Source organism: Neomegalonema sp., assembly GCF_028688855.1.
In the GTDB taxonomy this organism is placed as follows: domain Bacteria; phylum Pseudomonadota; class Alphaproteobacteria; order Rhodobacterales; family Rhodobacteraceae; genus Neomegalonema.
Genome location: NZ_JAQTXI010000003.1, coordinates 118,242 through 142,976 on the forward strand (window position 1 = coordinate 118,242; position 24,735 = coordinate 142,976).

At 70.4% G+C, this 24,735-nt stretch carries 22 protein-coding genes and 2 tRNA genes; 9 read left to right on the forward strand and 15 right to left on the reverse strand.

The features are described from left to right. Nucleotides 1–10: 10 nt before the first annotated feature. From PHN62_RS03330 to aztA, 4 genes are all read right to left on the reverse strand, one after another. Complete coding sequence (locus tag PHN62_RS03330) at nt 11–838, reverse strand: cyclase family protein (protein ID WP_300146258.1); 828 nt, start codon at nt 836–838, stop codon at nt 11–13. 82 nt (nt 839–920) lie between these two features. Then, entirely contained in the window at nt 921–1,865 is a 945-nt protein-coding gene (locus PHN62_RS03335) for a zinc ABC transporter substrate-binding protein (protein WP_300146260.1), read from the reverse strand. A 29-nt stretch (nt 1,866–1,894) separates the two neighbouring features. Continuing rightward, complete coding sequence (aztB, locus tag PHN62_RS03340; RefSeq protein WP_300146263.1) at nt 1,895–2,773, reverse strand: zinc ABC transporter permease AztB; 879 nt, start codon at nt 2,771–2,773, stop codon at nt 1,895–1,897. Continuing rightward, nucleotides 2,770–3,594: a zinc ABC transporter ATP-binding protein AztA gene (gene aztA / locus PHN62_RS03345; protein WP_300146265.1), complete on the reverse strand. Its 825-nt coding sequence runs from the start codon at nt 3,592–3,594 to the stop codon at nt 2,770–2,772. The genes aztB and aztA overlap by 4 nt, the downstream gene beginning before the upstream one ends. A gap of 106 nt (nt 3,595–3,700) precedes the next feature. Between aztA and PHN62_RS03350 the strand changes: the two genes are divergently transcribed. Beyond that, nucleotides 3,701–4,186 carry a Fur family transcriptional regulator gene (locus PHN62_RS03350; protein ID WP_300146267.1) on the forward strand — a complete coding sequence of 162 codons (486 nt, stop codon included), beginning with the start codon at nt 3,701–3,703 and terminating at the stop codon, nt 4,184–4,186. Here PHN62_RS03350 and PHN62_RS03355 read toward each other — a convergent pair. From PHN62_RS03355 to PHN62_RS03380, 6 genes are all read right to left on the reverse strand, one after another. After that, entirely contained in the window at nt 4,183–5,280 is a 1,098-nt protein-coding gene (locus tag PHN62_RS03355; RefSeq protein ID WP_300146269.1) for an alpha-hydroxy acid oxidase, read from the reverse strand. The genes PHN62_RS03350 and PHN62_RS03355 overlap by 4 nt on opposite strands. Beyond that, nucleotides 5,277–5,960: a Fe2+-dependent dioxygenase gene (locus PHN62_RS03360; RefSeq protein ID WP_300146273.1), complete on the reverse strand. Its 684-nt coding sequence runs from the start codon at nt 5,958–5,960 to the stop codon at nt 5,277–5,279. The genes PHN62_RS03355 and PHN62_RS03360 overlap by 4 nt, the downstream gene beginning before the upstream one ends. 213 nt (nt 5,961–6,173) lie before the next feature. Beyond that, nucleotides 6,174–6,806, reverse strand: coding sequence for a GNAT family N-acetyltransferase (locus tag PHN62_RS03365; protein WP_300146276.1), 633 nt, complete (start codon nt 6,804–6,806; stop codon nt 6,174–6,176). 186 nt (nt 6,807–6,992) lie between these two features. After that, the gene (locus tag PHN62_RS03370) at nt 6,993–8,084 is read right to left on the reverse strand and encodes an ABC transporter ATP-binding protein (protein WP_300146279.1); all 1,092 of its coding nucleotides are present in this window, start codon (nt 8,082–8,084) and stop codon (nt 6,993–6,995) included. After that, entirely contained in the window at nt 8,081–10,339 is a 2,259-nt protein-coding gene (locus PHN62_RS03375) for an iron ABC transporter permease (RefSeq protein ID WP_300146281.1), read from the reverse strand. The genes PHN62_RS03370 and PHN62_RS03375 overlap by 4 nt, the downstream gene beginning before the upstream one ends. Before the next feature lie 147 nt (nt 10,340–10,486). Then, a complete protein-coding gene (locus tag PHN62_RS03380; protein WP_300146283.1) occupies nt 10,487–11,521 on the reverse strand; it encodes an ABC transporter substrate-binding protein in 1,035 nt (344 codons plus the stop codon). A 193-nt stretch (nt 11,522–11,714) separates the two neighbouring features. Here PHN62_RS03380 and PHN62_RS03385 point away from each other — a divergent pair, with 193 nt between their 5' ends. Next, nucleotides 11,715–12,608, forward strand: a complete 894-nt coding sequence (locus PHN62_RS03385; protein ID WP_300146286.1) for a 50S ribosomal protein L11 methyltransferase — start codon at nt 11,715–11,717, stop codon at nt 12,606–12,608. 18 nt (nt 12,609–12,626) lie between these two features. Here the strand turns inward: PHN62_RS03385 and PHN62_RS03390 are convergent, their stop codons facing one another. The 3 genes from PHN62_RS03390 to PHN62_RS03400 form a co-directional block, all read right to left on the reverse strand. Further along, nucleotides 12,627–12,896, reverse strand: a complete 270-nt coding sequence (locus tag PHN62_RS03390; RefSeq protein ID WP_300146289.1) for a hypothetical protein — start codon at nt 12,894–12,896, stop codon at nt 12,627–12,629. A gap of 259 nt (nt 12,897–13,155) precedes the next feature. Next, a tRNA-Asp gene (locus tag PHN62_RS03395) sits at nt 13,156–13,232 on the reverse strand. A gap of 27 nt (nt 13,233–13,259) precedes the next feature. Continuing rightward, a tRNA-Asp gene (locus tag PHN62_RS03400) sits at nt 13,260–13,336 on the reverse strand. A 236-nt stretch (nt 13,337–13,572) separates the two neighbouring features. Between PHN62_RS03400 and PHN62_RS03405 the strand changes: the two genes are divergently transcribed. Further along, nucleotides 13,573–14,574 (forward strand): tripartite tricarboxylate transporter substrate binding protein, encoded by a 1,002-nt coding sequence (locus PHN62_RS03405; protein ID WP_300146292.1) that lies wholly within the window; start codon nt 13,573–13,575, stop codon nt 14,572–14,574. A 102-nt stretch (nt 14,575–14,676) separates the two neighbouring features. On the opposite strand, the gene PHN62_RS03410 is transcribed toward PHN62_RS03405, so the two are convergent. Both PHN62_RS03410 and PHN62_RS03415 read right to left on the reverse strand, forming a co-directional pair. Continuing rightward, a complete protein-coding gene (locus tag PHN62_RS03410; protein WP_300146295.1) occupies nt 14,677–15,177 on the reverse strand; it encodes a hypothetical protein in 501 nt (166 codons plus the stop codon). Between the two features lie 175 nt (nt 15,178–15,352). Then, complete coding sequence (locus PHN62_RS03415) at nt 15,353–16,294, reverse strand: intradiol ring-cleavage dioxygenase (protein WP_300146298.1); 942 nt, start codon at nt 16,292–16,294, stop codon at nt 15,353–15,355. A 233-nt stretch (nt 16,295–16,527) separates the two neighbouring features. On the opposite strand from PHN62_RS03415, the gene murC reads away from it, so the two are divergent. The 6 genes from murC (at nt 16,528) to ftsZ (ending at nt 24,669) form a co-directional block, all read left to right on the forward strand. After that, on the forward strand, nt 16,528–17,961 hold the full coding sequence (murC, locus tag PHN62_RS03420; protein WP_300146301.1) for a UDP-N-acetylmuramate--L-alanine ligase: 1,434 nt from the start codon (nt 16,528–16,530) through the stop codon (nt 17,959–17,961). A 54-nt stretch (nt 17,962–18,015) separates the two neighbouring features. Then, nucleotides 18,016–19,101, forward strand: a complete 1,086-nt coding sequence (gene murB / locus PHN62_RS03425) for a UDP-N-acetylmuramate dehydrogenase (RefSeq protein WP_300146304.1) — start codon at nt 18,016–18,018, stop codon at nt 19,099–19,101. Between the two features lie 9 nt (nt 19,102–19,110). Then, nucleotides 19,111–20,025 carry a D-alanine--D-alanine ligase gene (locus PHN62_RS03430; protein WP_300146307.1) on the forward strand — a complete coding sequence of 305 codons (915 nt, stop codon included), beginning with the start codon at nt 19,111–19,113 and terminating at the stop codon, nt 20,023–20,025. A gap of 142 nt (nt 20,026–20,167) precedes the next feature. Next, nucleotides 20,168–21,457 (forward strand): cell division protein FtsQ/DivIB, encoded by a 1,290-nt coding sequence (locus PHN62_RS03435; protein WP_300146310.1) that lies wholly within the window; start codon nt 20,168–20,170, stop codon nt 21,455–21,457. 7 nt (nt 21,458–21,464) lie between these two features. Then, nucleotides 21,465–22,745 carry a cell division protein FtsA gene (locus tag PHN62_RS03440; protein WP_300146312.1) on the forward strand — a complete coding sequence of 427 codons (1,281 nt, stop codon included), beginning with the start codon at nt 21,465–21,467 and terminating at the stop codon, nt 22,743–22,745. 277 nt (nt 22,746–23,022) lie between these two features. Then, the gene (gene ftsZ, locus PHN62_RS03445) at nt 23,023–24,669 is read left to right on the forward strand and encodes a cell division protein FtsZ (protein WP_300146315.1); all 1,647 of its coding nucleotides are present in this window, start codon (nt 23,023–23,025) and stop codon (nt 24,667–24,669) included. Nucleotides 24,670–24,735: the final 66 nt, after the last annotated feature.

The window sequence follows — 24,735 nt, forward strand, 5'->3', positions numbered from 1 at the left end:
GGACAAGAGCTCAGACCAGGGCGACGACGCGGGTGGGTCCGCCGGTGCCGCCCTGGAATTTCGGCGCTCCCACGACGATGGTCGCGCCCGAGGCCGGAAGCTCCGCCAGACTGGCGACGCATTCGAGTCCCCAGCGTCCCGCGCCGAGCCAGTCGCGATGCGCGGCGAAATCCGGCGAAATCCCGTGGTCCAGCGAGAGGGTGTCCACCGCGATTCCGCCCGCCTCGGTCTCCTCCAGCAGCCAGGCGACGGTCTCGGGATGGAAGCCGGGGAAGCGCATGCGGCCTTCCGCGTCGAGATTCTTGAAGGTCCCCTCCGCCACGCGGGAGTCCCAGCCCGAGAGCAGCGCCACGCAGGCCCCCGCCGGAAGCTCGCCATGTTCGGCGATCCAGGCCTTCACGTCGTCCGGAGTGGCCTGCGCGTCAGGGTCTTCGGCGGCGCGGGCGCGCAGATCCAGAACCGCCAGAGGCGCCACGAGGCGCTCCACGGGGATCTCCGCGACCGAAATCCCGTCGGCGGAGAAATGCAGCGGCGCGTCCAGATGCGTGCCCACATGCTCGCTCACGCGGATCACATGCAGATTGTAGCCGTCCTTCGCAATGTCGAATTTCTTCTCCAGAGCGAATTGCGGGCCCTCCTCGAAGGCGGGGAAGTCAGGGAAGAGCGTATGGGTCAGGTCCACGACCCGACCCGTCGCCGCGGTCTGGGCGCGGGCGGGCGTCGGGATCCCGGCGGCCAGGGCCGCACCGCCGAGGCCGAAGCCTGCGGCGGTCTTGAGCAGGCGGCGGCGGTCGAGCATCTGACGCTGAACGGACTCCATCACGCAGGCGTGGCACATGGCGCAGAACCTCCCCAATCATGAGTTTGGAGGGATCCTGCGCCGGAAATCGGAGTCTGTCAGCCGGGAAAACCGCAAAAGCTTATCGCAGGGCCTCGAGCAGGGCCTCGGCGTTGGCGCGCATCATCGAGAGGTAGTCCGGCGCGACGCCTCCAGGTCCGGAAAGCGCGTCGGAGTAAAGCCGCCCGCCCATCTTCAGCCCGGTCTCGGCGGCGACGCGCTCGGCGAGGCGGGGATCGGCGATGTTCTCGACGAAGATGGCGGCGGCCTTCTCCTCGCGGGCCTGACGGATCAGCGCCGCGATCCGGGCGGCGGAGGGCGCCGCCTCGGCGGAGCGCCCCTGAGCCGCGAGGAAGGTCAGGCCGTAAGCCTGGCCGAAATAGGCGAAGGCGTCGTGGGAGACGATCACCCGGCGGCGCGCCTCGGGCAGGGCGGAGAAGGCCGCGCGCAGCTCGGCGTCCAGAGCCGCGAGTTTTTCGTCGTAGGCGGCGGCGCGGGCCTCGTAGTCGGGGCAGCCCTCGGGATCGGCCGCGCAGAGCCCCTTGCGGATGTTCCCGACGTAGATCCGCGCATCCGCCACCGATTGCCAGGCGTGGGGGTCCAGCGGGCCATGATCGTGATGATCGTGGTCGTGGTCCTCCGCGTGGCTTTCGTGGTCATGATCATGGTCGTGGTCGTGGTTCTCCTCGGCCTCGCGGGCCGCGACGCCCTCCGAGGCGACGATCACCGGCGCCCTGGTCTCGCTGGCCGCCACCAGCCGGTCGAGGAAGCCCTCGAAGCCCAGGCCGTTGACGAAGACCACGTCCGCCCGCGCCAGAGCCGCCGCATCGGAAGGACGGGGCTCGTAGTTGTGGGCGTCTCCGTCCGGCCCCACCAGAGCCTGAACGCGCACCCGCTCGCCCCCGACCTGCTTCACGAAATCGGCGAGGATCGAGAAGCTCGCCACGGCCTTGACCTCCTGAGCGGCCAGAGGCGCGGCGATCATGGATGTTATAACATAAAATCCGCAGGCGAGAGTCAGGCGCATCGGAGGAAGTCCTTGAACAGGGGGAAAGATCAGGCCGAACGATGGCCGCGGGCGCGCAGATGCGTGGCGATCAGCCCGCGCGGCGCCGCGATCAGCGAAACCAGGTAGATCGCTCCGGCCGACAGCACGATGGCCGGGCCGGAAGGCAATTCCAGATGATAGGAGAGCAGAAGCCCCGCCCAGGATGAAACCATGCCGATTCCCACCGCCAGAACGGCCATGGGAAAGAGCCGCGAGGCCCAGAATCGGGCGGCGGCCGCGGGCAGCATCATCAGCCCGACGGAGAGCAGCGTCCCGAGGGCCTGGAATCCGCCGACCATGTTCAGCACCGCCAGCCCCAGAAAGAGGAAATGCGCCGGCGCCCCGATCTTCGACACGGAGCGCAGGAACAGGGGGTCGAGGGAATCCGCCGCCAGAGCCCGCCAGAAGATCGCCAGAGCGGTCAGCGTCACGGCGCAGACCCCCGCGATCAGCCGCAAGGCCTCGTCGTTCAGCGCGAGGACCGCCCCGAAGAGCACGTTGCTGAGATCCACGCTGGAGCCCCGCAGCGAGATCAGGCAGACGCCCAGCGCCAGAGACATCAGATAGAAGGCCGCCATGGAGGCGTCCTCCTTCTGGATCGTCAGCCGCGAGACCGCCCCCGCCCCCAGAGCCACCAGAGCCCCCGCGATCAGCCCGCCGACGGTCATCGGCAGGATCTCCAGCCCGTAGAGCAGGAAGCCCGCCGCGGCGCCGGGGAGAATCGCGTGAGCCATGGCGTCGCCCGCCAGACTCATCCCGCGCAGCATGAGGAAGACCCCCACCGGACAGGCGCTCAGCGCCAGAAGCAGCGCTCCCAGCAGAGCCCGCCGCATGAAGGCGAATTCGGCGAAAGGCTGGATCAGGATCTCGTGCAGCAGGGCGATCACGCCGCCCCCCGATGGTCATGCGCATGGTCGTGGGAATGGCCGTGGCCGTGGACATGGGCGCCGGGAGAAGCCTCCTCGGGCTCCGGAGCGCACCAGGGCGCGGCGTCGTCCCAGGCTTCGTGGAAGCGGCGGGCCTTGAGCAGGTTCTCGGGCTTCAGGGTCTCGCGGGCGGGGCCCCAGGCCACCAGCCGACGCGCCAGAAGCAGGGCCTCGGGGAAGCGTTCGCGCACGAGGTCGAGGTCATGGACCACCGCCAGGACCGTGCGGCCTTCGTCCTTCCACCGCAGGATCAGGCTCATGAGATCGGCGATGGTGCGGGCGTCCACGGCGTTGAAGGGCTCGTCCAGGAGGATCAGGTCCGCCTCCTGGAGGATCACCCGCGCGAAAAGCGCGCGCTGGAGCTGTCCGCCGGACAGCGTGTCGAGGGAGCGGCGCTCGAAGCCCGCCAGCCCCACCGCCCGCAGGGCGCCGGAGACGGCGGCTTCATCCTCGGGGCGCCGACGCCCCAGCAATCCGCGCTTCGGCCAGAGCCCGAGGCCCACCAGATCGCGCAGCTGGGCCGGAAAGCTGACGTCGATGCCCGATTGCTGCGGCAGATAGGCGATCTTCAGTCCCGGCGCGATCCGCGTCCGCCCCGAGATCGGCTTGAGCAGCCCCACGATCCCCTTGAGCAGCGTGGATTTCCCCGAGCCGTTGGCCCCGACCACGGCGGTCAGCGAGCCCGCGCGGAGGGCGCCCGACAGATGATGCACCGCCGGATGGCTCTTGTAGCCGAGCGTCAGATCATCGAAGCTGAGGGGGGTCTGTGCGTTCTGGGTCATGCGGAGCGCCCGGCTGGATCGGCTTGCAGGAGTCTGGTATGTTATTACATACGCATCCGCAAGTCCGAAATCCGCCTTTCGGACGAGTTCAGGAGGAGATCACGCCTTGGCCGCCCATGCGCATGCGCCCGCCCATATCCACGCCGCGCCCGATCTGACGAAGAATCAGGCTCTGGTCCTCGCCGCTCTGGAGAAGGCGGAGGGGCCGCTCAGCGCCTATGCGCTGCTGGATCAGCTGCGCGATCAGGGCCTCAGGGCGCCCTTGCAGATCTACCGGGCTCTGGAGAAGCTGACGGCCTTCGGGCTGGCGCATCGTCTGGAGAGCCTCAACGCCTTCGTGGCCTGCGCCCATCGCGGAGATCACGGCCATGGCGGCCACGCCTGCCCGCATGACGGGGCGCATAGGCTGATGGCCTTCGCGATCTGCGAGTCCTGCGGCGGCGTCGAGGAGTTCTGCGACGCGGCGGTGGAGCAGGGGCTGAAGGCCTGGGCTTCGGGACGGGGCTTCCGTCCCGCCAGGACGGTGCTCGAATTGCGCGGGCTCTGCGCGCGCTGCCCGGCCCGGCCCGAGGCCGAAACGGCCGGGGCCTAGGCCTTCGGCGGCCAGAGGACTCCGGCGTCGATCTCCGCGAGGCTGCGGCGTCCGGTGAGCGTCATGGCGGTCTCCAGTTCGGCGCGCAGGATCGTCAGCAGATGGGCCACGCCGGAGGCTCCGCCCACCGTCAGGGCGTGGAGCATGGGGCGCCCGACCATCACCGCCGTCGCGCCCAGAGCCAGAGCCTTGAGCGCGTCGGTTCCGCGCCGGACTCCGCCGTCGAGCAGGATCGGGACCGCGCCTTTCACCTCCGCCGCCACGTAGGGCAGGGCCGCGAGGCTGGCCGGAGCCGTGTCGAGAACCCGCCCGCCATGGTTCGAGACCACGAGCCCGTCCGCTCCGCAGTCCAGAGCGCGCCGGGCGTCGGCGGGATGGAGGATCCCCTTCACCAGCAGCGGCAGGCCGATCCTGGATCTGAGAGCTTCGAGGTCGCGCCAGGTCGGGGCGGCGTCGAGCATGCCCTTGAAGACCGGGCTTTCGCCCGGACCCGCCCGCGAGGGCGCATGCAGGGGCCCCGCGAGATTGGCCGAAGCCGCTTCGGGGGGCAGGCGGAAGCCCGCCCGGGCCTCTTCGTTGCGCAGGCCGTTGACGGGGGCGTCCGCCGTGAGCAGGACGCCGCGGAATCCCGCCTCCGCCGCGCGCTGCGCCAGATCCAGAGAGGCGAGCCGGTCCGGCTGGAGATACAGCTGAAGCCAGAGATCCGCCCCCGGCGCCGCTCTGGCGATTCCGGCGAAGCTGCGGCTGGCCTGACAGCTCACCACCATGGCCGCGCCCGCCGCCGTCGCGCCCAGCGCCATGGCCGCCTCGCCTTCGGGATGCGCGAGCCTTTGATGCGCCATGGGCGCGACCAGGAAGGGATGCGGCAGGCTGCGCCCGAAGAAGTCGAGCCAGGTCTGCGCGCCCTCCATCTCCGCCAGAATCCTCGGCGCGAGGGCCTGGGCGTCGAAGGCCTCGCGGTTCCAGCGGCGGGTGAGTCCATCGGCGCCGGCGCCCTCCAGCCAGGCCCAGACCTCGGGCGAGAGCCGCGTCTGGGCATGGCGCCGGTAGTCCTCCGCCGAAACGGCGTCCGGAGGGATGAGGGGGCCGCTCACACTTCGGCCCATTGGCGCAGGAGGTTGTGATAATGCGAGGTCAGCCCGCTGACGGCGGGATCCTGATCGGGCATGTGGCTGCGCACCCGCATGATGGCGCGGTCCAGATCGTAGAGCATGTTCCGGCGCCAGTCGTCGCGGATCATGGATTGGGTCCAGAAGAAGGAGGCCCAGCGGCTGCCCCGCGTCACGGGCGTGACGGAATGCAGGCTCGTGGCCGGATAGACCACCAGATGCCCCGCCGGAAGCTTCACCCGATGCGCGCCGTAGGTGTCGTGCACGACCAGTTCGCCGCCGTCGTAGTCCTCGGGATCGCTGAGGAAGAGCGTCGAGGAGACGTCGGTGCGCAGGCGCTGGCCGGTGCCGGGCAGGGCGCGGATCGAGCCGTCGACATGGGCGCCGAAGGCCATGCCCTCGTCATAGCGGTTGAACATCGGCGGCAGGATGCGCGCGGGCAGGGCGGCCGTGGTGAATTCGGGGCTGCGCGCCAGAGCCCGCAGGACGATCTGTCCCAATTCCTGGCCCACGGGGGACTCGAGCGGAACCTGGAGATTCTTCTTCACCCCCGCCGCCTGATCTCCTGCGGTGGCGCGTCCGTCGATCCAGGGCGTGGCCTCCAGGGTCTGACGGACATAGGCGGTCTCCTCGCGCGTGAGCAGATCGGGAATGGCGACGAGCATGAGGAGACTCCCTGAAAGCGCGGACCAAGGGGCGCGGGAGACTCACGGGCGAGTCGCGCGGGCCTGGCTCCTCCTAGCCCAAAGGCGGGGCGGGGAGAACTCCGATTCTTTCAGTCGGATATGAGGAGGCCGGATCTCGGGGCGCGATCCTCTGCGGCCCCCCGCCGCTCGCCGGAGCCTTGGGGGGAGGGGGCGGATTTCCGCGCGGCCGGTTCAGGCTCCGCGCTTGAGCCTGTCCTGACGCTGCTGCGACCAGGCTTTCCAGAAGCGGCCTCCGGCTTCGCGCCACCAGGCGGCGTTGCGGGCGCCGCGCCAGGCGAGCATGCCCGTCTCCTCTTCGGCGGCTTCGAGGAAGAGCGAATAGGCGCTGAAGGGATCCGGCGTGATCTCGCCTTCCATCTCTCCGCCGTCGGATTCGAAGTGGAAGCCGAATTTCCGCCCGAGCTTGAGCATCGGCTGATTCTCGCGGGAGGTCAGCACGATGAAGCGCGTGGCGCCGTGGTTGCGGGCGTAGAGGATGGCGCGCTCCATCAGGGCGGAGCCCACGCCGCGCCTCTGGGTTTCGGGCTCCACGGCGAAGGCGCATTCCGCCGTCGATCCGCCCTGAGGCAGGGAGATCTCGGCGGCGCCGCGCAGGATTCCTTCGTCGAACCAGCCGAAGACGCGTCTGTCAGGGTCTTTCACCACGCGCGAGGCGTGCGCGCGCAGGGCTTCGGATTTGACCTCGCCGTGGAAGCGGCGGCGGCGGGCGTCCGGAGGCAGGCGCTCCAGATGCTCTGCGTATAGCCGCCCCTCCCAGGGGCGCAGGCGGCGCACCGCTCCGGAGAGCGCATGATGGGCCAGCATGATCCTCGATCCCGTTATGTTGCAGTGCGGGATATAAGCGCTTTGGGAGCAAAACCCAAGCCTTCGACCAAAGACGGATCGACCTTTCCGGCGAATCGTGTCTCGGAGACGCCAGAGTTTCGAATCAGATAAGACCGCAGCCCGCCTGTCGCGCGGCGCGGGTTTTTTCCGCAGGCCGTCCGGCCCTCAGCCGGGGAGGAGCGCCACCCCCCGGGGCTTCAGATCCACCGCCACGGCGGTTCCGGGGGAGATGGGCGAATCGGTCCGGGAATCCACGGCGAAGAGCCGTCCGGCCGCGGTGGCGACCTCATACTCCACATGGTCGCCGAGATAGGCGGCGCTCTCGACGCGGCCCGGAAAGGCCGCGTTTTCAGGGGCCGAGGGGCTCAGGGCGACGGCGTTGGGGCGGATCGCCAGCAGAGCGGCGCCGGGTTTGAGTCCGGCGGGCGCGGGCAGGCGGCGCAGGAGTCCGCCGAGGCGCATCCGGGCGGCGCCCTCCGCGATCTCCTCGACGGTGCAAGGGAGGACGTTGGCCTCGCCCATGAAATCGGCGATGAAGGCCGAGGCGGGGGAGTCGTAGAGCTCGCGGGGCGTTCCCTGCTGGGCGATCCGGCCCTCCTTCATCACGATGATTTGATCCGAGACCGCGAGGGCTTCGTCCTGGTCGTGGGTCACGTAGACGGCGGTGAAGCCGAGCCTTTGCTGGATCTCGCGAATCTCCGTGCGCACCCTGCGCCTCAGCCGCGCGTCGAGATTCGAGAGGGGTTCGTCGAGCAGCAGGACCTGCGGCTCCAGCGCCAGAGCCCGCGCCACCGCCACGCGCTGTTGCTGGCCGCCGGAGAGCTCCGCCGGGAGCCGCGCGCCCATGCCGCCCAGCCCCACCAGCTTCAGGCCTTCTTCGGCCCGCTCGCGCGCTTCTCTGGTCCGGACGCCCGAGGAGCGCAGCCCGTAGGCCACGTTCTCCAGAGAGGTCATGTGCGGAAACAGCGCGTAGGACTGGAACACCATCGAGACGTCGCGGGCGTTGGCGGGCAGGGCGGTGACGTCCTTGCCGCCGATGCGGATGCGTCCGCCCGTCGGATGCTCCAGCCCCGCGAGCATGCGCAGGGTGGTGGTCTTGCCGCAGCCCGAAGGCCCGAGCAGCGTGACCAGCGTCCCCGGCGCGATCTCCAGCGAGAGGCCGGGAATGGCGGTGAAGGCGCCGAAGCTCTTGCTCACCTGCTCGAAGCTGACCGATCCGCGTTTTCCTGCGCGCGTCTCATCGGGGGCGAGGCTCATGCCGCGGCTCCTTTCCCATCGGCGGGGGTCGCCGCGACGCGGTTCTCGCGCCGCAGACGCCGCTCGCCCACCACAAGCTGAAATCCGGAGATGATGGCCGCCATCACCACGATGAGCGCCGAGGAATAGGCGATGGCCACGCCATATTCGCCGTTCTCGACCAGCCCGACGATATAGGCGGTGGCCATGTTGTATTGCGCGCTGACCAGGAAGATCACCGCGCTGATCGAGGTGATCGCCCGCACGAAGGCGTAGACCAGAGCCGCCGTGATCGCCGGGCGCAGGAGCGGCAGAGCCACCCGACGCAGGGTCCGGGCGCTGTTCGCCCGCAGGGTCAGCGAGGCTTCGTCCAGACTCCTGTCGATCTGGCTCATGGCCGCCACGCCGCCGCGCACGCCCACCGGCATGTTGCGGAAGACGAAGCACAGGACCAGAATCAGCGCCGAACCGGTCATCTCCAGCGGCGGCATGTTGAAGGCCATGACGTAGCTCACGCCGATGACGGTGCCGGGAATGGCGAAGCTCATCATCAGGGCGAATTCGAAGAGGCCCCGCCCGACGAAGTTCTGACGCACGATCAGCCAGGCGGTGAGCATCCCCACGGCGGCGGTCAGGGGCGCGGAGATCAGCGCGATCTTCATCGTGGTCCAGAAGCTGTTCCAGGCCACGCCGGTCCAGAGGATCCCCTGATCGCCCCGGGAGATTCCGAAAGCCCGCAGGTAATGGCCGAAGGTCAGGCTGTGGTCGAGGCCCCAGGTCTTCACGAAGCCGCCCGCGAAGATCATCGCATAGACGGTCACGGTGAAGAGCAGCCAGGGAATCGTCACGGCGTAGACCAGCCGCCGCACGCCGTCGGGCAAGGCGGCGTGCTGGCCGGAATCGCCCTTGCCCGAGACGGTCGCGAAGTTCTTTTTCCCCAGCCAGAGCCTCTGGGCCATGAAGGCGGCGAGGGTGAAGCCGAGCAGGATGATCGCCAGAACCGCCGCTCGCGAAGGATCCGTGGAGGCGCCGACCACCGCGAAGAAGATCTCCGTCGAAAGCACGCCGTGGCTGCCGCCCAGCACCAGAGGATTGCCGAAATCGGCCATGCTCTCGATGAAGCTGATGAGGAAGGCGTTGGCGAGGCCCGGCTTCATCAGCGGCAGAGAGACTTCGGTGAAGGTGCGCCAGCGGTCGGCGCGGAGGGTCTGGGAAGCCTCCTCCATGGAGGGGCTGACGCCCTCCACCACCCCGATGAGGATCAGGAAGGCCACCGGCGTGAAGGACAGCACCTGCGCGATCCACACCCCCGTCAGGCCGTAGAGCCAGCGCCCCGGCTCCACCCCGAAGAGGCCGGAGAGCCCCTGCGTGATCACGCCGGAGCGCCCGAAGAGCAGCACCAGCGCCAGACCCACCACGAAAGGCGGCGTGATGATCGGCAGGATGGTCAGCAGCCGCAGCCCCTTCTTCCAGGGAAAGCGCGTGCGGGTCGCGAGGAGGGCGAAGCAGAGTCCGAGGGTCGTGGCGCCCGTGGCGGTCATCAGAGCCAGCCAGAGCGTGCGCCAGGCCACGCCGCAGCGCGTCTCTCCGATCACGCAGCCGAGGCTCCAGATCGAAGGCGAGGAGATGTTGCGCGTGAAGCCCGCCGTGGTGAAGGCGCCGTCGAAATCCTGAAAGGCCCCGACCAGCATCCGCGTCACGGGGTAGAAGACGAAGATCGCCACCAGAGCCGCCAGAAACACGATGGAGGAGATCACGAAGGCGTCGCCGCGCAGCACGCCGCGATCCGCCAGGCCGAAGGAGAAGATCAGCAGGAAGGCGACGCCCGTCGTCACGGCGCCCGCGCCCATGGCGGGCTGTCCCTGCGCGAGCTCGCCGAAGAGCCCGTCCAGCCAGAGCCAGCTCCAGCCCATGAAGCCGATCAGGAAGCCCTGGATGGTCAGCAGCGCCAGCCCGAGCGCCCCGAGCCGGACCCAGGCCCGACCCCGCGCGTCGGGGTCCTTGAGCGCGAAGCGCGCCCAGGCCGCCGCCCCCAGAGCCAGCAAGGGCCCCAGAAGCCAGACGCGCCCATGGACTAGGATCTGGAGCAGGCCGGGCGCCGTGTCGGGATCGGAGGGAAAGCCCGAGAGCCAGCGGAATCCGAAGAATCCGCCCTCGATCCGGTGCCAGGGCAGGACCAGAAAGGCCAGCAGCCCGAGGAGCAGGGCGGCGTCGAGGCGTCGGGGCGGCGGAAGATGCGCGGAAGCGGCGGAGCCCGAAACAGGGGCGGGGGTCATGACTGGGCCTCCTCGGAGCGAGGGAGGGCCGCGACGGCTCAAGAGGCGGAGCGCGAAAGACCGCGCCGGAAGCCTGCGGCGAAGAAGAACGAGGGAATCGCCGGAGCCTCCGCGCGGGGCGAGGCTCCGGGCGCGCGGACAGGCCGCTTATTGCGCGCTGGCGCCGATCTCCTTGTCCCAGCGCTCCAGAAGGGCGCGGCGGGTCTCGGTGGCGCCGTAGGTCTCGAAGTCGTAGTCGATCAGCTTGATCTTGTCGAAGTCGGGGGCCTCGGGCGGGGGCTCGGCCAGCTTGTTCGAGGGGAGCTGAAAGGATTTCGCCTCCTTCAGCCGCGACTGCACGTCGGGACGCAAAGCCCAATCATACCAGAGCTTGGCGTTCTCCAGATTGCGCGCCCCCCGCACGATGGACATCGAGCCCACTTCATAGCCCGTGCCCTCGCAGGGCGCGACCGCCTCGACGGGGAAGCCCTCGGCGGCCACGGCCACGGCGTCATGCATGAAGACCACGCCGATCATGGTCTCGCCGCGTCCCGCCGCCTTCACCGGCGCCGAACCCGATTTGGTGTATTGCGAGACGTTGTCGTTCAGCGCCTTCTGATAGGCGAAGGCCTCGTCCTCGCCCATGATCTGCACGAGCGAGGCGAGGGCGGTGTAGGCGGTGCCCGAGGAATTCGGATTGGCGATCTGGATCTCGCCCTTGAAGCCCGGCTTGAGCAGATCCGCCCAGCAGAGCGGCGGCTCCAGGCCTTTGGCGGCGAGGAGGTCGCGGTTGTAGCCCCAGCCGAGGGCTCCGGCGTAGACGCCGACCGTCTTGCCGCCCGAGGCCTCATACTGGCGGATCGCCCAGTCGCGCAATTCGCCCTGACGGGGCGATTCATAACGCTGGGTCAGATTGTCGGCGGCGGCTTGCAGATGAGGGTCCCCCGTGCCGCCCCACCAGACGTCGGTGCGCGGATTGCGGGATTCGGCGCGCAGCTTGGCGTAGGTCTCGCCCGAGGAGAGCCGCACCATGTTGACGGAGACTCCGGTCTCCTGTTCGAAGGCGTTCTCCAGCAATTCGCAGACGACCACGTCCGCCGAGCAGATGAGGTTGAGAGTCCCGGCGGCCTGCGCCGGAGCCATCGCGACGAAGGTCGTCGCGCCGAAAAGGCCGCAGAGCGCGGACCGCATTCCGAAGACCATGAGTTCCTCCCGGGGCCCGACGTTCGCGCGCCGGGCTTTTGTGACGGTTTTGTGAAGGCTCCGCGAATCAGGGCGGGGCTGTCAACAGGTTTCACGGCGAGGGGGAGGAGGCGCCCTTTGCGCGCGGGCTCTTGCGCCGGGGCGGGGGCGGCGCCACAAGGGCGGCCTCGCGCCGCCTCCGGAGAAGCTCGCCATGCTCAAGCCCGTCCCGACCAACCACGTCGCCTTCACGACCCTGACGGGGAACGCCGCCGCGGAATCCCTGGCTCTGGCGCTGGAGGAGCTGGATCCCGCGCCGGAGGGCGTCGGCACCTTCGAGGTCGACGAGGCGACGGAGTTCTGGGAGCTTTCGGTCTATTTCACCTCGGCGCCGGACGGGGTTGCTCTGGATCTTCTGGCGGCGGCCTATGGGGCGCGTCCCTTCGTGGTCTCGCGCATGGACGACCGCGACTGGGTGGCTCAGGTGCGCCGCGAGCTGACGCCGGTGGTGGCCGACCGCTTCTTCCTGCACGGCGCCCATGACGTCGAGAAGGTGCCGCGCAACGCCTACGGCCTGCTCATCGAGGCGGCCATGGCCTTCGGCACGGGGCATCACGAGACGACGCGCGGCTGTCTGCTGGCGATGAGCCGTCTGGCGAAGCGGGGCTTCACGCCGCGCAACGTCGTGGACGTGGGCGCGGGCACGGGCGTTCTGGCCATGGGCGCGTCGAAGCTCTGGCGCAAGAAGGCCCTCGCCACGGACATCGACCCCATCGCCGCCCGCACCGCCCGCGAGAACGCCGTGGCCAACGGCCTCCAGCCCTGGATCTTCACCGGGGCGGCGGTGGGCTTCGACCATCCCCAGGCGCGCCGGCGCCGGCCTTTCGACCTGGCTCTGGCGAACATCCTGGCCAATCCGCTGAAGAGGCTCGCGCCGGACATGCGGGCGCATGTCGCGCCGGGCGGGCGGGCGATCCTCTCGGGCATCCTGAACCGTCAGGCCGACGGGGTGGAGGCGGTCTACAAGCGCCACGGCTTCCGCCGCGACTTCAAGCTCGTCCTCGGCGACTGGACCACCCTGACCCTGCGGCGCGGCGCCGATCTCTGAGCCCGGAGGGGCCGCGCCTCAGGCCGCCTGGACGCGCTTGCGGGCCAGCTCCGCCATGCGCCGCGAGAAGAAGCGCGGGGCTTCGGGCTCCTGAGCCGGACGCGGGGCGAAACGCGCCATGGGCGCCACCGCCGGCGAAGCCGCCGCCGCCCGCGCGAAGCCCGCCAGAGCCGCCACGCCGATCCGGCGGCTGAGTTCGCCGCCTGCGGCGGCCAGAGCCTGGGCCTCCGCCATGCGCGCGGTCCAGTCGACGGGAAGAAGCAGGGGAGAGCGTTGCGACGAAGCCATGAGGAGCCTCCTGCGGAAGGGCCGTGAAAGCGGCGCGAAACCGGGTCGGGTCAAGGGCCTGCAAGCGTATATTCATCCTTCAAGCCTGAAATGTTCTTACTATGTTTGAAGGAATCTTCCAAGAACAAATCAATCTGCATACGTCATGAATTCGCCAGGGAATCCAGAAGCCGCCCCGGAAAGGCGCAGGGAAAGACGAAAAAATCCGCAGGCTTCCGCCTCGGATCTCGTCGTTCTCCGGATTTTCGGACTGGGGAACTGGCGCGGTTGACGGGGCTCGAACCCGCGACCCCCGGCGTGACAGGCCGGTACTCTAACCAACTGAGCTACAACCGCACAGGTCAGTCGCGTCTGGCGTCGAAATGGCGCGGTTGACGGGGCTCGAACCCGCGACCCCCGGCGTGACAGGCCGGTACTCTAACCAACTGAGCTACAACCGCCCGTTTCGACGCGCCCGAACCGGAGGTCCGCGCGACGGAGGGGTGTCTAACCCGCGTCCGGAGCGACGTCAAGCGCGTTCTCGCAGGCGGGCGGCGCGTTCTCGCAGGCCGGAGGGCGCAGGCGCAGGCCTCGCCGCGCTTGTCTGAACCGTGAACGCGCCTATCATGGGGAAAAAGATCCGTCGCGCGGGAACGCGGGGCGAACCGACATCCATGATCTCAGGGAGAAACTCCTCATGAAGTCGCCGCATTTCGCCCGCCGTCCGGTTCTGGCTCTGGGCCTGGCCTTCGGCGCGAGCCTCGCCGCCGCATCCTTCCCGACCTCCGCCCGGGCGCAGGGCTTTCCGGATCGTCCCGTCACGCTGGTGATTCCCTTCGCCGCGGGCGGATCGACGGACGTGGTCGGGCGCATCGTGGCCCAGAAGATGAGCGAGAACCTCGGACAGTCGGTGGTCGTCGAGAACGTGGCGGGCGCGGGCGGCAGCGTCGGCGCCACGCGCGTGGCCCGCGCCGCCGCCGACGGCTACACCATCCTGATGGCCACCGTGGCGACCCATGCGCTCAATCCGCTCATGCTGCGCCAGAAGCCCTATGACCCGCAGACCGATTTCGAGCCCATTTCGCTTCTGGTGGTGGTGCCGAACGTGCTTCTGGTGAATCCGGACTTCCCGCCGACCACCGTGAACGAGCTGCTGGAGGTGGTGCGCGCCGAGGAGCCCGGCCATTACGACTTCGCCTCTTCGGGCAACGGCACGCCGCTGCATCTGTCGGGGGCGCTGTTCAACAGCCTGGCCGACGTGGACATCCAGCATATCCCCTATCAGGGCTCGGGCCCGGCGCTGAACGACGTGATCGGCGGTCAGGTGCCGATCATCTTCGACAACCTGCCTTCGGCTTCGGCGCACATCAAGGCGGGCACCCTGCGGGCTCTGGGCGTGACCACCAAGACCCGCGCGCCCTCCTTCCCGGACATCCCCACCATCGACGAGAGCCTGCCCGGCTACGAGACCTACACCTGGAACGCGCTCTTCGCGCCCAGGGGGACGCCGCCCGAGGCCGTCGAGCGCCTGCATGCGGCGGCGGTCGCGGCGATGAAGGATCCCGTCGTGATCGCGCGCATGGCCGAGTTCAGCGCCGAGATCGTCGCCGGGACGCCGGACGAACTGCGCGCCCATGTCGCCGCCGAGACCGCGAAATGGACTCCGGTGGTCGAGGAGGCGGGCGTGAAGCTCGACTGATCCGCGCCGCGCCCTGAAAACGCGTCCTGACGAGGGAACGGCCGTCCTGTCTGCGGGGCGGCCGTTTTCGTCTTCGGGCTCCTTCGGGTCTCGCGCGGCGGCTCAGCGGACGAGTTCGAGCCGCCCGGCCTTGAAGGCTTCGAGGCAGTCCGAGGCGTCGGCGCGGATGTCCTGATCGAGCAGGGGGGTGGCGGTCATGCCCTCGCCGCGGAAGCGCGAGTCGTCGCATTCGCCGTCCTGGGCCCATTCGCTGGAGTCGGTCCCGAAATCGATCCCCTCGTGAATCGCGGGGCTCGTGATCTTCGCGGGGCGCAGCTGGATGCTCCCGGCCTTGAAGGCCGCGCCGCAGTCGGCGGCGTCGGCGCCCTCGTTCTCGGCGAGCAGGGGCGGGGCGCTCATGCCCTCGCCGCGGAAGCGGGGGTCGTCGCATTCGCCGTCATGGGCCCATGTGCTCGAATCGTCGCCGAAATCGATTCCGGAGGCGGGGGCGGCGGGGGCGGTCGAGGCCGCGGCGCCTTTCCGGTTGCCGCCGCCGCTCTCCGCCAGCGCGGGATGCGGCGCGGCGAAGGCCGCGACGAGAAGAAGGGGAAGCAGGCGTTTCATGGCGCAGGTCTCCTGAAGAGCGGCAGGCTCCGGGGAACACATATGGGGAGAGAGGTGAAGATTCGTCCAGAGCTCCTTCCGCACGCCGCAAACGGAGCCGGGAGGCGCCGCCCCTCCGGCTTCGGAGAGATCGGGGAGAGGGCTTCGGCGTCCGGCGCGAAGCCCGTCTCGGGCCTCAGCCTTTCGCGCCGGGGATCAGATCCGCGGGCGAGATCGGCGTTCTGGAGCCGCCGGGGCCGCCCGGGCCTCCGGGGAAGCCGCCCGGGAAGCCTTCGGGCGGGGGGCCGGGGGGACGTCCGCCGGGTCCTCCCCTGAATCCCTCGGGCGGAGGTCCGGGCGGGCGTCCGCCGGGTCCGCCTCCGGGCCCTCGGGGGCCTCCGGGCATGCCGACGTCGCGCGAGACGGCGTTCGGGTCGATCCCCACCACGAGTTCGGCCTCATAGCCGTCCTCCTGCTCGCGGACGGCGGCGTAGGAGCCTTCGCCCGCCTGTCGGGCGATGCCGTCGCGGGCGTTGATGGTGTCGCGGGTCGCGTCGCGCCTGTAGCGGGGGTCGTTGAGGTAGACGTATTCGCTGAGGGCGTCGGGGAAGAAGAGCTGTCCGGTGAGGACCGTCCGCTCCTCGACGAAGACCTTGAAGTGGATATGGGTCGTGCGGCCGCGATACCAGCCCGGATAGATCGTGACGAAATCCGCCACGCCGCGCGCGTCGGCGATGAGGGTTCCGCGCAGGAAGGTCTGTCCGCTGGTGTCGGTCACGCCGTCGGAGCCCTGCTTCGCATAGCCCGAATAATCGCCCGAGGCGTCGCAATGCCAGATGTCGACGCGCGCGCCCGGCAGGGGCCGACAGGAGGCGTCGACGATCTGCATGGCCAGCTTGAGCGGGATTCCGGGGCGATCCTCGCGGATATCGGCGCGCAGGAGCTTCGGATCGATGTAATAGGGGCCTTCCGTGACTTCGGGCGTCAGGGCGCAGACGTTGGGGGCGATCAGCCCCGCCTGAGCCGCCGCGCGACGCGCCCAGGGAGGCGCGACGGCGCCGCCCGCCGTCAGGGCCGCGCTGGCCGCCAGAAGACGGAGAAGGGTCCGCCGGTCGGGGCTGGCTGGGAGAAGGGTCATTCCGGGGGGTGCTCCTGAGACATGGACCCTCCTGCTACGGCCCGGCTCCGGCGATCCGTCGGAAGCCGCGTCATCGCGCCGCGCTTTCCGGGCGGAGGCGTCCTGCGCCGCCTCCTGATCTTTTGAGGTCCGCCTTTTCCTCCCGGAAAGCCTTTCCAATCCGGCGCCGGGGGCGTAAAACGCCGGAGAGCGAGCAAAATAAAGCGATAAAATAACGGTTTGAGGCGAATCCCATGACTGCGGCGCTTCCTCTCGACATCGGCGCGATCCATTTCATCGGGATCGGCGGCATCGGCATGAGCGGCATAGCCGAAGTGCTGCTGAATCTCGGACATCAGGTGCAGGGCTCGGACGCGAAATCCAGCCCCATCTCCGAGCGGCTGGAGCGGCTCGGCGCCCGGGTCTTCACCGGACATGCGGCGGAGAATCTCGGCGAGGCGCGGGTGGTGGTGATCTCCTCGGCCATCAGGCCGGAGAATCCGGAGCTGGCCGAAGCCCGCGCGCGGCGTCTGCCGGTGGTGCGCCGGGCCGAGATGCTCGCCGAACTCATGCGCCTCAAGTGGAACGTGGCCGTCGCCGGAACCCACGGCAAGACCACCACCACCTCGCTCTGCGCGGCCATGCTCGACGCGGGCGGCATGGATCCCACGGTGGTCAACGGCGGCGTGATCCACGCCTACGGCTCCAACGCGCGCAAGGGCGCGGGCGACTGGATGGTCGTCGAGGCCGACGAATCGGACGGCACCTTCCTCAAGCTCCCGGCGACGGTGGCGGTGGTCACCAACATCGACCCCGAGCATCTGGACCATTACGGCAGCTTCGACGCCGCCAAGGCGGCCTTCCTGACCTTCGTGTCCAACATTCCCTTTTACGGCGCGGCGATCTGCTGCCTCGATCATCCCGAGGTCCAGGCCATGGTCGGGCGGATGCGCGACCGGCGCGTCGTGACCTACGGCTTCAATCCTCAGGCCGACGTGCGGGCGGAGAATCTCCGGGCCGAGGGCGGCGCCTCGCTGTTCGACGCCGTGATCCGCTGGCCGGGCGAGCCGGAGCGCCGTCTGGAGGGGCTGCGTCTGCCCATGCCGGGCGAGCACAACGTGCAGAACGCCCTTGCGGCGGTCGCGGTGGCGCTTCAGCTCAGGATCGGCGACGCCGGGATCCGGGCGGCTCTGGAGGGCTTCCGGGGCGTCAAGCGGCGGTTCACTCCGGCGGGCGAGTGGAAGGGAATCCGGATCATCGACGATTACGGCCACCATCCCGCCGAGATCGCCGCCACGCTCAAGGCCGCCCGCTCGGCGGCGGGCGAGGGCCGGGTGATCGCGGTGCATCAGCCCCATCGCTTCACGCGGCTGCATGATCTCTTCGACCAGTTCTGCGGCTGCTTCAACGAGGCGGACGTCGCGGTGATCTCCGAGGTCTATGCGGCGGGCGAATCGCCCATCGAGGGCGCGACGCGGGATCATCTCGTCGAGGGCCTGCGGCTGCGCGGCCATCGGCGGGCTCTGGCTCTGGAGACGCCCGAGGCCCTGCCCGAGCTCATCGCCGCCGAGGCCCGCGAAGGGGATCTGGTGGTCTGTCTGGGCGCGGGCTCGATCACGCAATGGGCCAACGGGCTCGCCGCCGACCTCGCCGCCCTGGAGGCGCGCAAGGCCAAAGGCGCCGCCTGAGTCCTCCGGCTTCTCCGCCCTGCTTCGCCCCCCGCGCAGGAAGGCCCCCTCCGCATGACTTCGCCGCCCACTCCTGATTCGGCCCGCGAGCTTCTGGCGCTTCTGCCCGAGGTCCGGGGGCGGCTGACGCCCATGGCGCAGCTTGCGCCCTACACCTGGTTCCGGGTCGGCGGCCCGGCGGAGGTCTTCTTCACGCCCGCCGATCCCGAGGATCTGGCGGCCTTCCTCGCCGGGACGCCCGAGGAGATCCCGCTGACCTTCCTCGGGGTGGGCAGCAACCTGCTCGTCCGCGACGGGGGGATCTCCGGAGTCGCGATCCGTCTGGGGCGGGGCTTCAACGCCGTCGAGCCTCTGGAGGGGGCGCGGCTGCGGGCGGGCGCGGCGGCTCTGGACTCCCGCGCCGCCGAGGCCGCCGCAGAGGCGGGAATCGGCGGACTGGAATATCTGCGCGGCGTGCCGGGGACCATCGGCGGCGCCCTGCGCATGAACGCCGGATGCTACGGGACCGAAACCAAGGACCGCCTGATCTCCGCCGGATTCCTGCTCCGCGACGGAACCCGCCGCGAGATCTCCGCCGAGGATCTGGGCTTCGGCTATCGCAGCGCCCGGGGCTGGCCGGAAGGCGCCGCGGCGGTCTCGGCGCTCTTCCAGGGCGAGCCCGACCAGCCCGAGGCCGTCCGCGCCCGCATGGCGGAGCTGGTCGCCCGGCGCGAGGCCTCGCAGCCGGTGAAGGCCCGCACGGGGGGCTCGACCTTCCGCAATCCGGCGGGCCGCTCCACGGTGGACGGAAGCCACATGCCCCTCGCGGCCTGGCGGCTCATCGACGAGGCGGGCGCCCGGGGCCTGAGGATCGGCGGCGCCGAGGTCAGTCCGCAGCATTGCAACTTCCTCATCGCCCATGAAGGCGCGACCGCCGCCGAGGTCGAGGCGCTCGGCGAGGAGGTCCGCCGCCGCGTCTTCGAGACCAGCGGCCATGATCTGCATTGGGAGATCAAGCGCCTCGGATCGCCTGCGCCGGGCGCCGCGCCCATCCCGGACGGAGTCGAGGTCGCGCGGGAAAGGCGAGCATACGGAATCGCCTCTCCCGAGGTTGCGGGCGAGGCTGTTAACCTTCATCCCGACCCCCGATCCGGAGCCTGAGGACCGCCCATGACCCAGAAACGTCATCGCCGCATCGCCCTGCTGCTGGGCGGACGCTCCGCCGAACGCGAAGTCTCGCTGGCTTCGGGCGCGGCCTGCGCGGCGGGTCTGCGCGCGGCGGGCTACGAGGTGGAGGAGATCGACGCGGGCCGCGATCTGGCGGCGCGCCTGACGGCCTCCAGGCCGGACGCGGTCTTCAACGCGCTGCACGGGAAATGGGGAGAAGACGGCTGCGTCCAGGGCCTGCTGGAGCTTCTGGAGATCCCCTATACGCATTCCGGCGTGCGGGCTTCGGCTCTGGCGATGGACAAGGTGCTCTCCAAGGCGATCTTCCGGGCGGCGGGTCTGCCGGTGGCGGAAAGCCTGCTCGCGGCGCCCGCCGAGATCGCCGCGCGGCATCTCATGGCGCCGCCCTATGTGGTCAAGCCTCATGACGAGGGCTCTTCGGTGGGGGTGCATGTCGTGCGCGAGGGCGCCAATGCGCCGCCCCAGGTGCAGGGCGCCGCTCAGGAGCGCCTGATGGTCGAGCGTTACGCGCCGGGCCGCGAGCTCACCGTGGCGGTGCGGGCCGGAGAGCCCATGACCGTCACCGAGATCGTCGCCGCCGGATGGTACGACTACGACGCCAAGTACAAGCTCGGCGGCTCGCGGCACGTGGTCCCGGCGGAGATGCCCGAGGCGGCCTTCGACGCCGCCATGGGGATCGCCGCCGCCGCCTATCAGGCGCTGGGCTGTCGGGGCGTGGCGCGGGCCGACATCCGCTGGGACGACTCGAAGGGCGTCGAGGGCTTCGTCCTGCTGGAGATGAACACCCAGCCCGGCATGACGCCCACCTCTCTGGCGCCCGAGCAGGCGGCGCATCTGGGGATCTCCTTCCCGGACTTCGTCTCCTGGATGGTCGAGGACGCCTCATGTCGGCGCTGAGCCCGCGCCAGGGCGCGCGCCGGGCCTCGCGCGAAGGGCGGGCGGTCAGGAGAGGCCCTGCGTTAATCTTATGGCAAAGCGGACGCGATTTTCTGGACGTCGCCCGCTTTCGCCCGAATCCGGCGACAGGAAAGATTCCGCCATGTCCATGACCGAAGCGCCCCCGCCTCCCGCCTCCGCCTCCACGCCGCCTGCGGGGCCGACGCCCGCCGCTCAGGCCGCCCGCGAGGCGCGCGCCGCAGAGGCGGCGGAGCGTCTGGCGCGCAAGCTCGCCGAGGCGGGCGAGGCGCTGGGCGCGGTCGCGAAGGACGCCGCCCCCTCTCCGGCCTCCGCCCTCGCGCCGGAGGCCCTGCTGAAGGCCGCTCCCGCCGCGCCGAGCCCCGCCCCCAAGCCCGCTCAGGGTCTGGGGTCCGGTCAGGCTCCGGCGGCTCCTTCGTCTTCTCCGGCGGCGCCGCCCGTGGCCCGCATGAGCGCGCCCTATCCCTGGGAGGGTCCGGCGCTGGAGGACAAGGGCGTGCCCTCCCTGGTGACGCCGCCGACCGAATCGCGGGCCCGCGCCGCCTCGGCCCAGGTGCTGGAGAAGGTGAAGGGCGGCCTGCTGCGCGCCGCGGAGGCGCGTCCGCCGCGCCGCTGGCGGATGATCGGCGGGGCGATTCTGGGCGTGGGCCTGGTCGCTCTGGGAGCGGCGGCGCTGCTCAAGGACCGCGATCCGGCGGATTTCACGTTGCAGACCGGCGAGATCCGCGCCCGCATGGCGCAACGCCCCGAACTGGCCATCCATACGCTGCATGTGACGGGGCGCGAAAACCTCTCCGTCGACGAGATCCGGACGGCGCTCGGCATCGAGCCGGACGGCCGCGTCTCGGCGGTGGGCTTCGACGCCGCCGCCGCCCGTCTGCGGCTGGAGGCCTCGCCCTGGGTGCGGGCGGCCTCGGTGGAGCTCGCCGATTCCGGCGAGGTCTTCGTCACTCTGGACGAGCGCGTTCCGGCGGCGGTCTGGCAGATCCGGGGCGAATTCTGGCTGATCGACTCCGAGGGCGCGCGGATCGCCCGGGTGATGGACGCCACCGAACGCCTCGACCTCCCGTGGATCGTCGGAGCGGGCGCCGACCGCGCCGCCGGCGAAGCCTGGAGGCTGCTGGAGGCGGCGGGGCCCGAACTGCGCGCGCAGATCGGCGCCCTGACGCGGGTGGGCCAGCGCCGCTGGGACCTCGAACTGGTGGACGGCCGCCGCATCCTGCTGCCGGAGACCGATCCCTTCGCGGCGATGCGCGCCCTCGGCGAGATGACGCGCGGCGCGGCGCTGCTGCAGCGCAGCTTCCTCGAACTGAACTACACCAACGCGGCCGAAGGGCTCGTGGCGAGTCTGCCCGAAGAGGCGCAGGCCTACCGCGAGCGGCTTCGGGCGGAGCCCCCTCAGACCCGAAGATGATCCCAAGATGAGCCTCGCGCCGATCCTCGCCCAGAAACATCTTCGGGAAAGGCTGGCCTCCGCCATGCGCGGCGGGCCTTTCGGAGCTCTGGACATGGGGGCCTCGCGGGCGGCGGTCCTGATCGTCCAGGCCGACCCGGCGGCTCTGGCCCGCAGCGGCGAAGGCCGCGAGGCCGATCTCTATTCGGGCCTGCGGGTGATCGGCGCGGGCTCGGCGCGGTCTCTGGGCGTGGGCGCGGACGGCGCCGTCTTCGACGCGGAGGGCGCCGCCGAAGCCCTGTCGCGGGCGATCTCCGAAGCGGAGGCCTCGGCGGGGGCGCGGATCAGGCAGGGGCTTCTGTCGGTCGGAGGGCTGGCGCGTCTGGCGCCCGCCGCCGCGACCCTCAGGCTCGGGCGGGGGCCCGTCGGAGACCGGGATCTGGCGCGGGCGCTCGAAGCCTGCCGCCCCGAGCCCACGCCCCGCACCCGCGAGCCCATCGACGCCTATCCGGTCGGCTTCGCGGTGGACGGCGTGGCGGTGAAGGATCCGCGCGGCCGGACGGGCCGTCGGCTTTCGGCGGAGATCCGGGTGGTCTCGGTGGACCGGGCGGCTCTGGGAGCTCTGGCCCAGGCGGCGCGGCTCTGCGGGGTCGAGCCGGTGGGGGCGGCGGCTTCGGGCTACGCCTCGGGGCTCTCCTGCCTCAGCGACGACGAGCTGGACCTCGGGGCGCTCTGCTTCGACATGGGCGGCGGCTCGATCCAGGCGGCGGCCTTCCGGGGCGGGCGGCTGCTGCACGCCGAGGTGGAGCCCATGGGCGGCTCGCATGTGACCTACGACGTGGCGGCGGCTCTGGGCGTGGGGTTCCAGGAGGCCGAGCGGCTCAAGAAGACCGGCGGCGAGGGCGCGGCGCCCATGGTGCGCTCGACGCTGGAGCGGGTGATCCGTCCCCGGCTCGACGAGATGTTCGAGCTGCTCCAGATCCGGCTGAACGCGGGCGGACGCCTGGCGGCGGAGTTCGGCAAGGATTCCGGCGGACGGCCCATCGCCCTGACGGGCGGCGCCTCGCAGACCATGGGCGCCCTGGAGGCGGCGCGGGCGGTCTTCGGGCCGCGGGTGCGCCTCGGACGCCCCATCCGCCCGGCCTCGGCGGCGGAAGGCGCCTCGGCGCCGGAATACGCGGCGGCGGCGGGCCTGGCGGCTCACGCCCTTCGCGCCCGCGAAGACGCCTGGATCGGCCCTCTTCTGGACTCGCTCGCGCCCCGCACGGGGGCGGCGGCCGCCTTCGACTGGTGGCGCCGCAACTGGTGAGGATTCCGGAATCCGCAGACCTTCAGCCTGCGCCGCAAGGCGCGGGGGCGAAATCGCGCTCCGCGAAGCTCAGACCCCAGCGTGGCTTACGTCGATTCGCGCATCCGGTTTCTCAGCTTTTCCTTCGCTCTGCAGGCGCAAGTGACGGAGACATCACCATAATTTCGCCCAAAAGGGTCCGTTTTGGCCGTGACGCGCTTGAATCTTTACGTTATTCTCCGGAATCACAAGAAACGAGGCAGGCGTTAAAAATCGATTGAGCGGGCGGAGCCGGAGCATGGCCTTGAATTTGAAAATCACCGAAGAGAGCGAACTGCGTCCGAGGATCACCGTCTTCGGCGTGGGCGGAGCCGGCGGCAACGCCGTCAACAACATGATCGACAAGGGGCTGGAGGGCGTCGAATTCGTCGTCGCCAACACCGACGCCCAGGCGCTGGCCCATTCGCGCTCGGCGCGCCGCATACAGATGGGCAACGGCGTCACCCGGGGTCTGGGCGCCGGCATGCGCCCCGAGGTCGGCCGCGAGGCCGCCGAAGACACCATCGACGAGATCATCGATCATCTCGCAGGCGCGAACATGTGCTTCATCACCGCCGGCATGGGCGGAGGCACCGGCACCGGCGCGGCTCCGGTCATCGCCCGGGCGGCGCGTGAAATGGGCGTGCTGACCGTCGGCGTGGTCTCCAAGCCCTTCCTCTTCGAGGGCGGCAAGCGCATGAAGCTCGCCGATTCGGGGATCGAGGAGCTCCAGAACTACGTCGACACGCTGATCATCATCCCCAACCAGAATCTCTTCCGCGTCGCCAACGAGCAGACCACCGTGCTCGACGCCTTCCGGCTGGCCGACGACGTGCTCTATCAGGGCGTCAAGGGCGTCACTGACCTCATGGTCATGCCCGGCCTGATCAACCTCGACTTCGCCGACGTCCGCACCGTCATGAACGAGATGGGCAAGGCCATGATGGGCACCGGCGAAGCCGACGGCGACACCCGCGCCGTCGACGCCGCCGAACGCGCCATCGCCAATCCGCTGCTCGACGACGTGTCGCTGCAGGGCGCGCGCGGCGTGCTCATCAACATCACCGGCGGCTACGACATCAAGCTGTTCGAGGTGGACGAGGCCGCCAACCGCATCCGTCAGGAAGTGGATCCCGAGGCCAACATCATCGTCGGCAGCTGCTTCGACGAGACCATGCAGGGACGCATGCGCGTCTCGGTGGTCGCGACGGGCATCGACGTCGACCTCAAGAATTCCCCGGTCGCCGGCGGCGGAGATCCGCCCGCCCGCGAGCCGCTGCCGCCGCGTCGGGCCTTGCCCTCGCCGCCGCAGCCGGGCGGCGGAGTCAACACCTCGGTGCGCAATGCGGTCCGCCGCGCGGCCACCACGCCCTACGCCCCGCCGCCCCGTCCCTCGACGCCCGGTTCGCGCGGCCCCTCCGAGACGGCTTCCGCCGCGCCCCGCGTCGAGCCGCCCGCCGCGCCCGCTCCGGCGGCCCCCGTCGAGGCCCGCGCTCCCGCGCCGGTCCATCATCAGGAGCCCACGCCCCGCGCCGAGCCGATCCAGGCTCGCGCCGAGGCTCCGGCTCCGGCCGCCGCCGCGCCTGCGCCCGCCGAAACCGGCTCCATCCTGCGCCCCAACGTCGAGCGCATCGTGGATCCTTCGGTGGAGACGGGCTCCGCGGCTCCGGCTCCGGCGCGCGGTTCGGCTCTGCCGGCGGAGGCTCCGGCCCAGCCCGCGCCGAACCAGCAGGCCCGCAGCTCGCTGCTCAGCGGCGGCGGTCTGGATCTGCTGCGCCGCATGACGCAGAGCCTCGGCGGCGTCGGCCGCGAGGAGCCCCAGGCGGATCGTCGCGGCGAATCCAAGGACGGCGGCGGGGATTCCCCGCGCGACATCCCCACCTTCCTGCGTCGTCAGGCGAATTGAGACGAGGCCTCCGGGCGCGCCGCCGCCCGGCGGGCCCGGAACGACCACAAGAAGACCCCCGCCCGG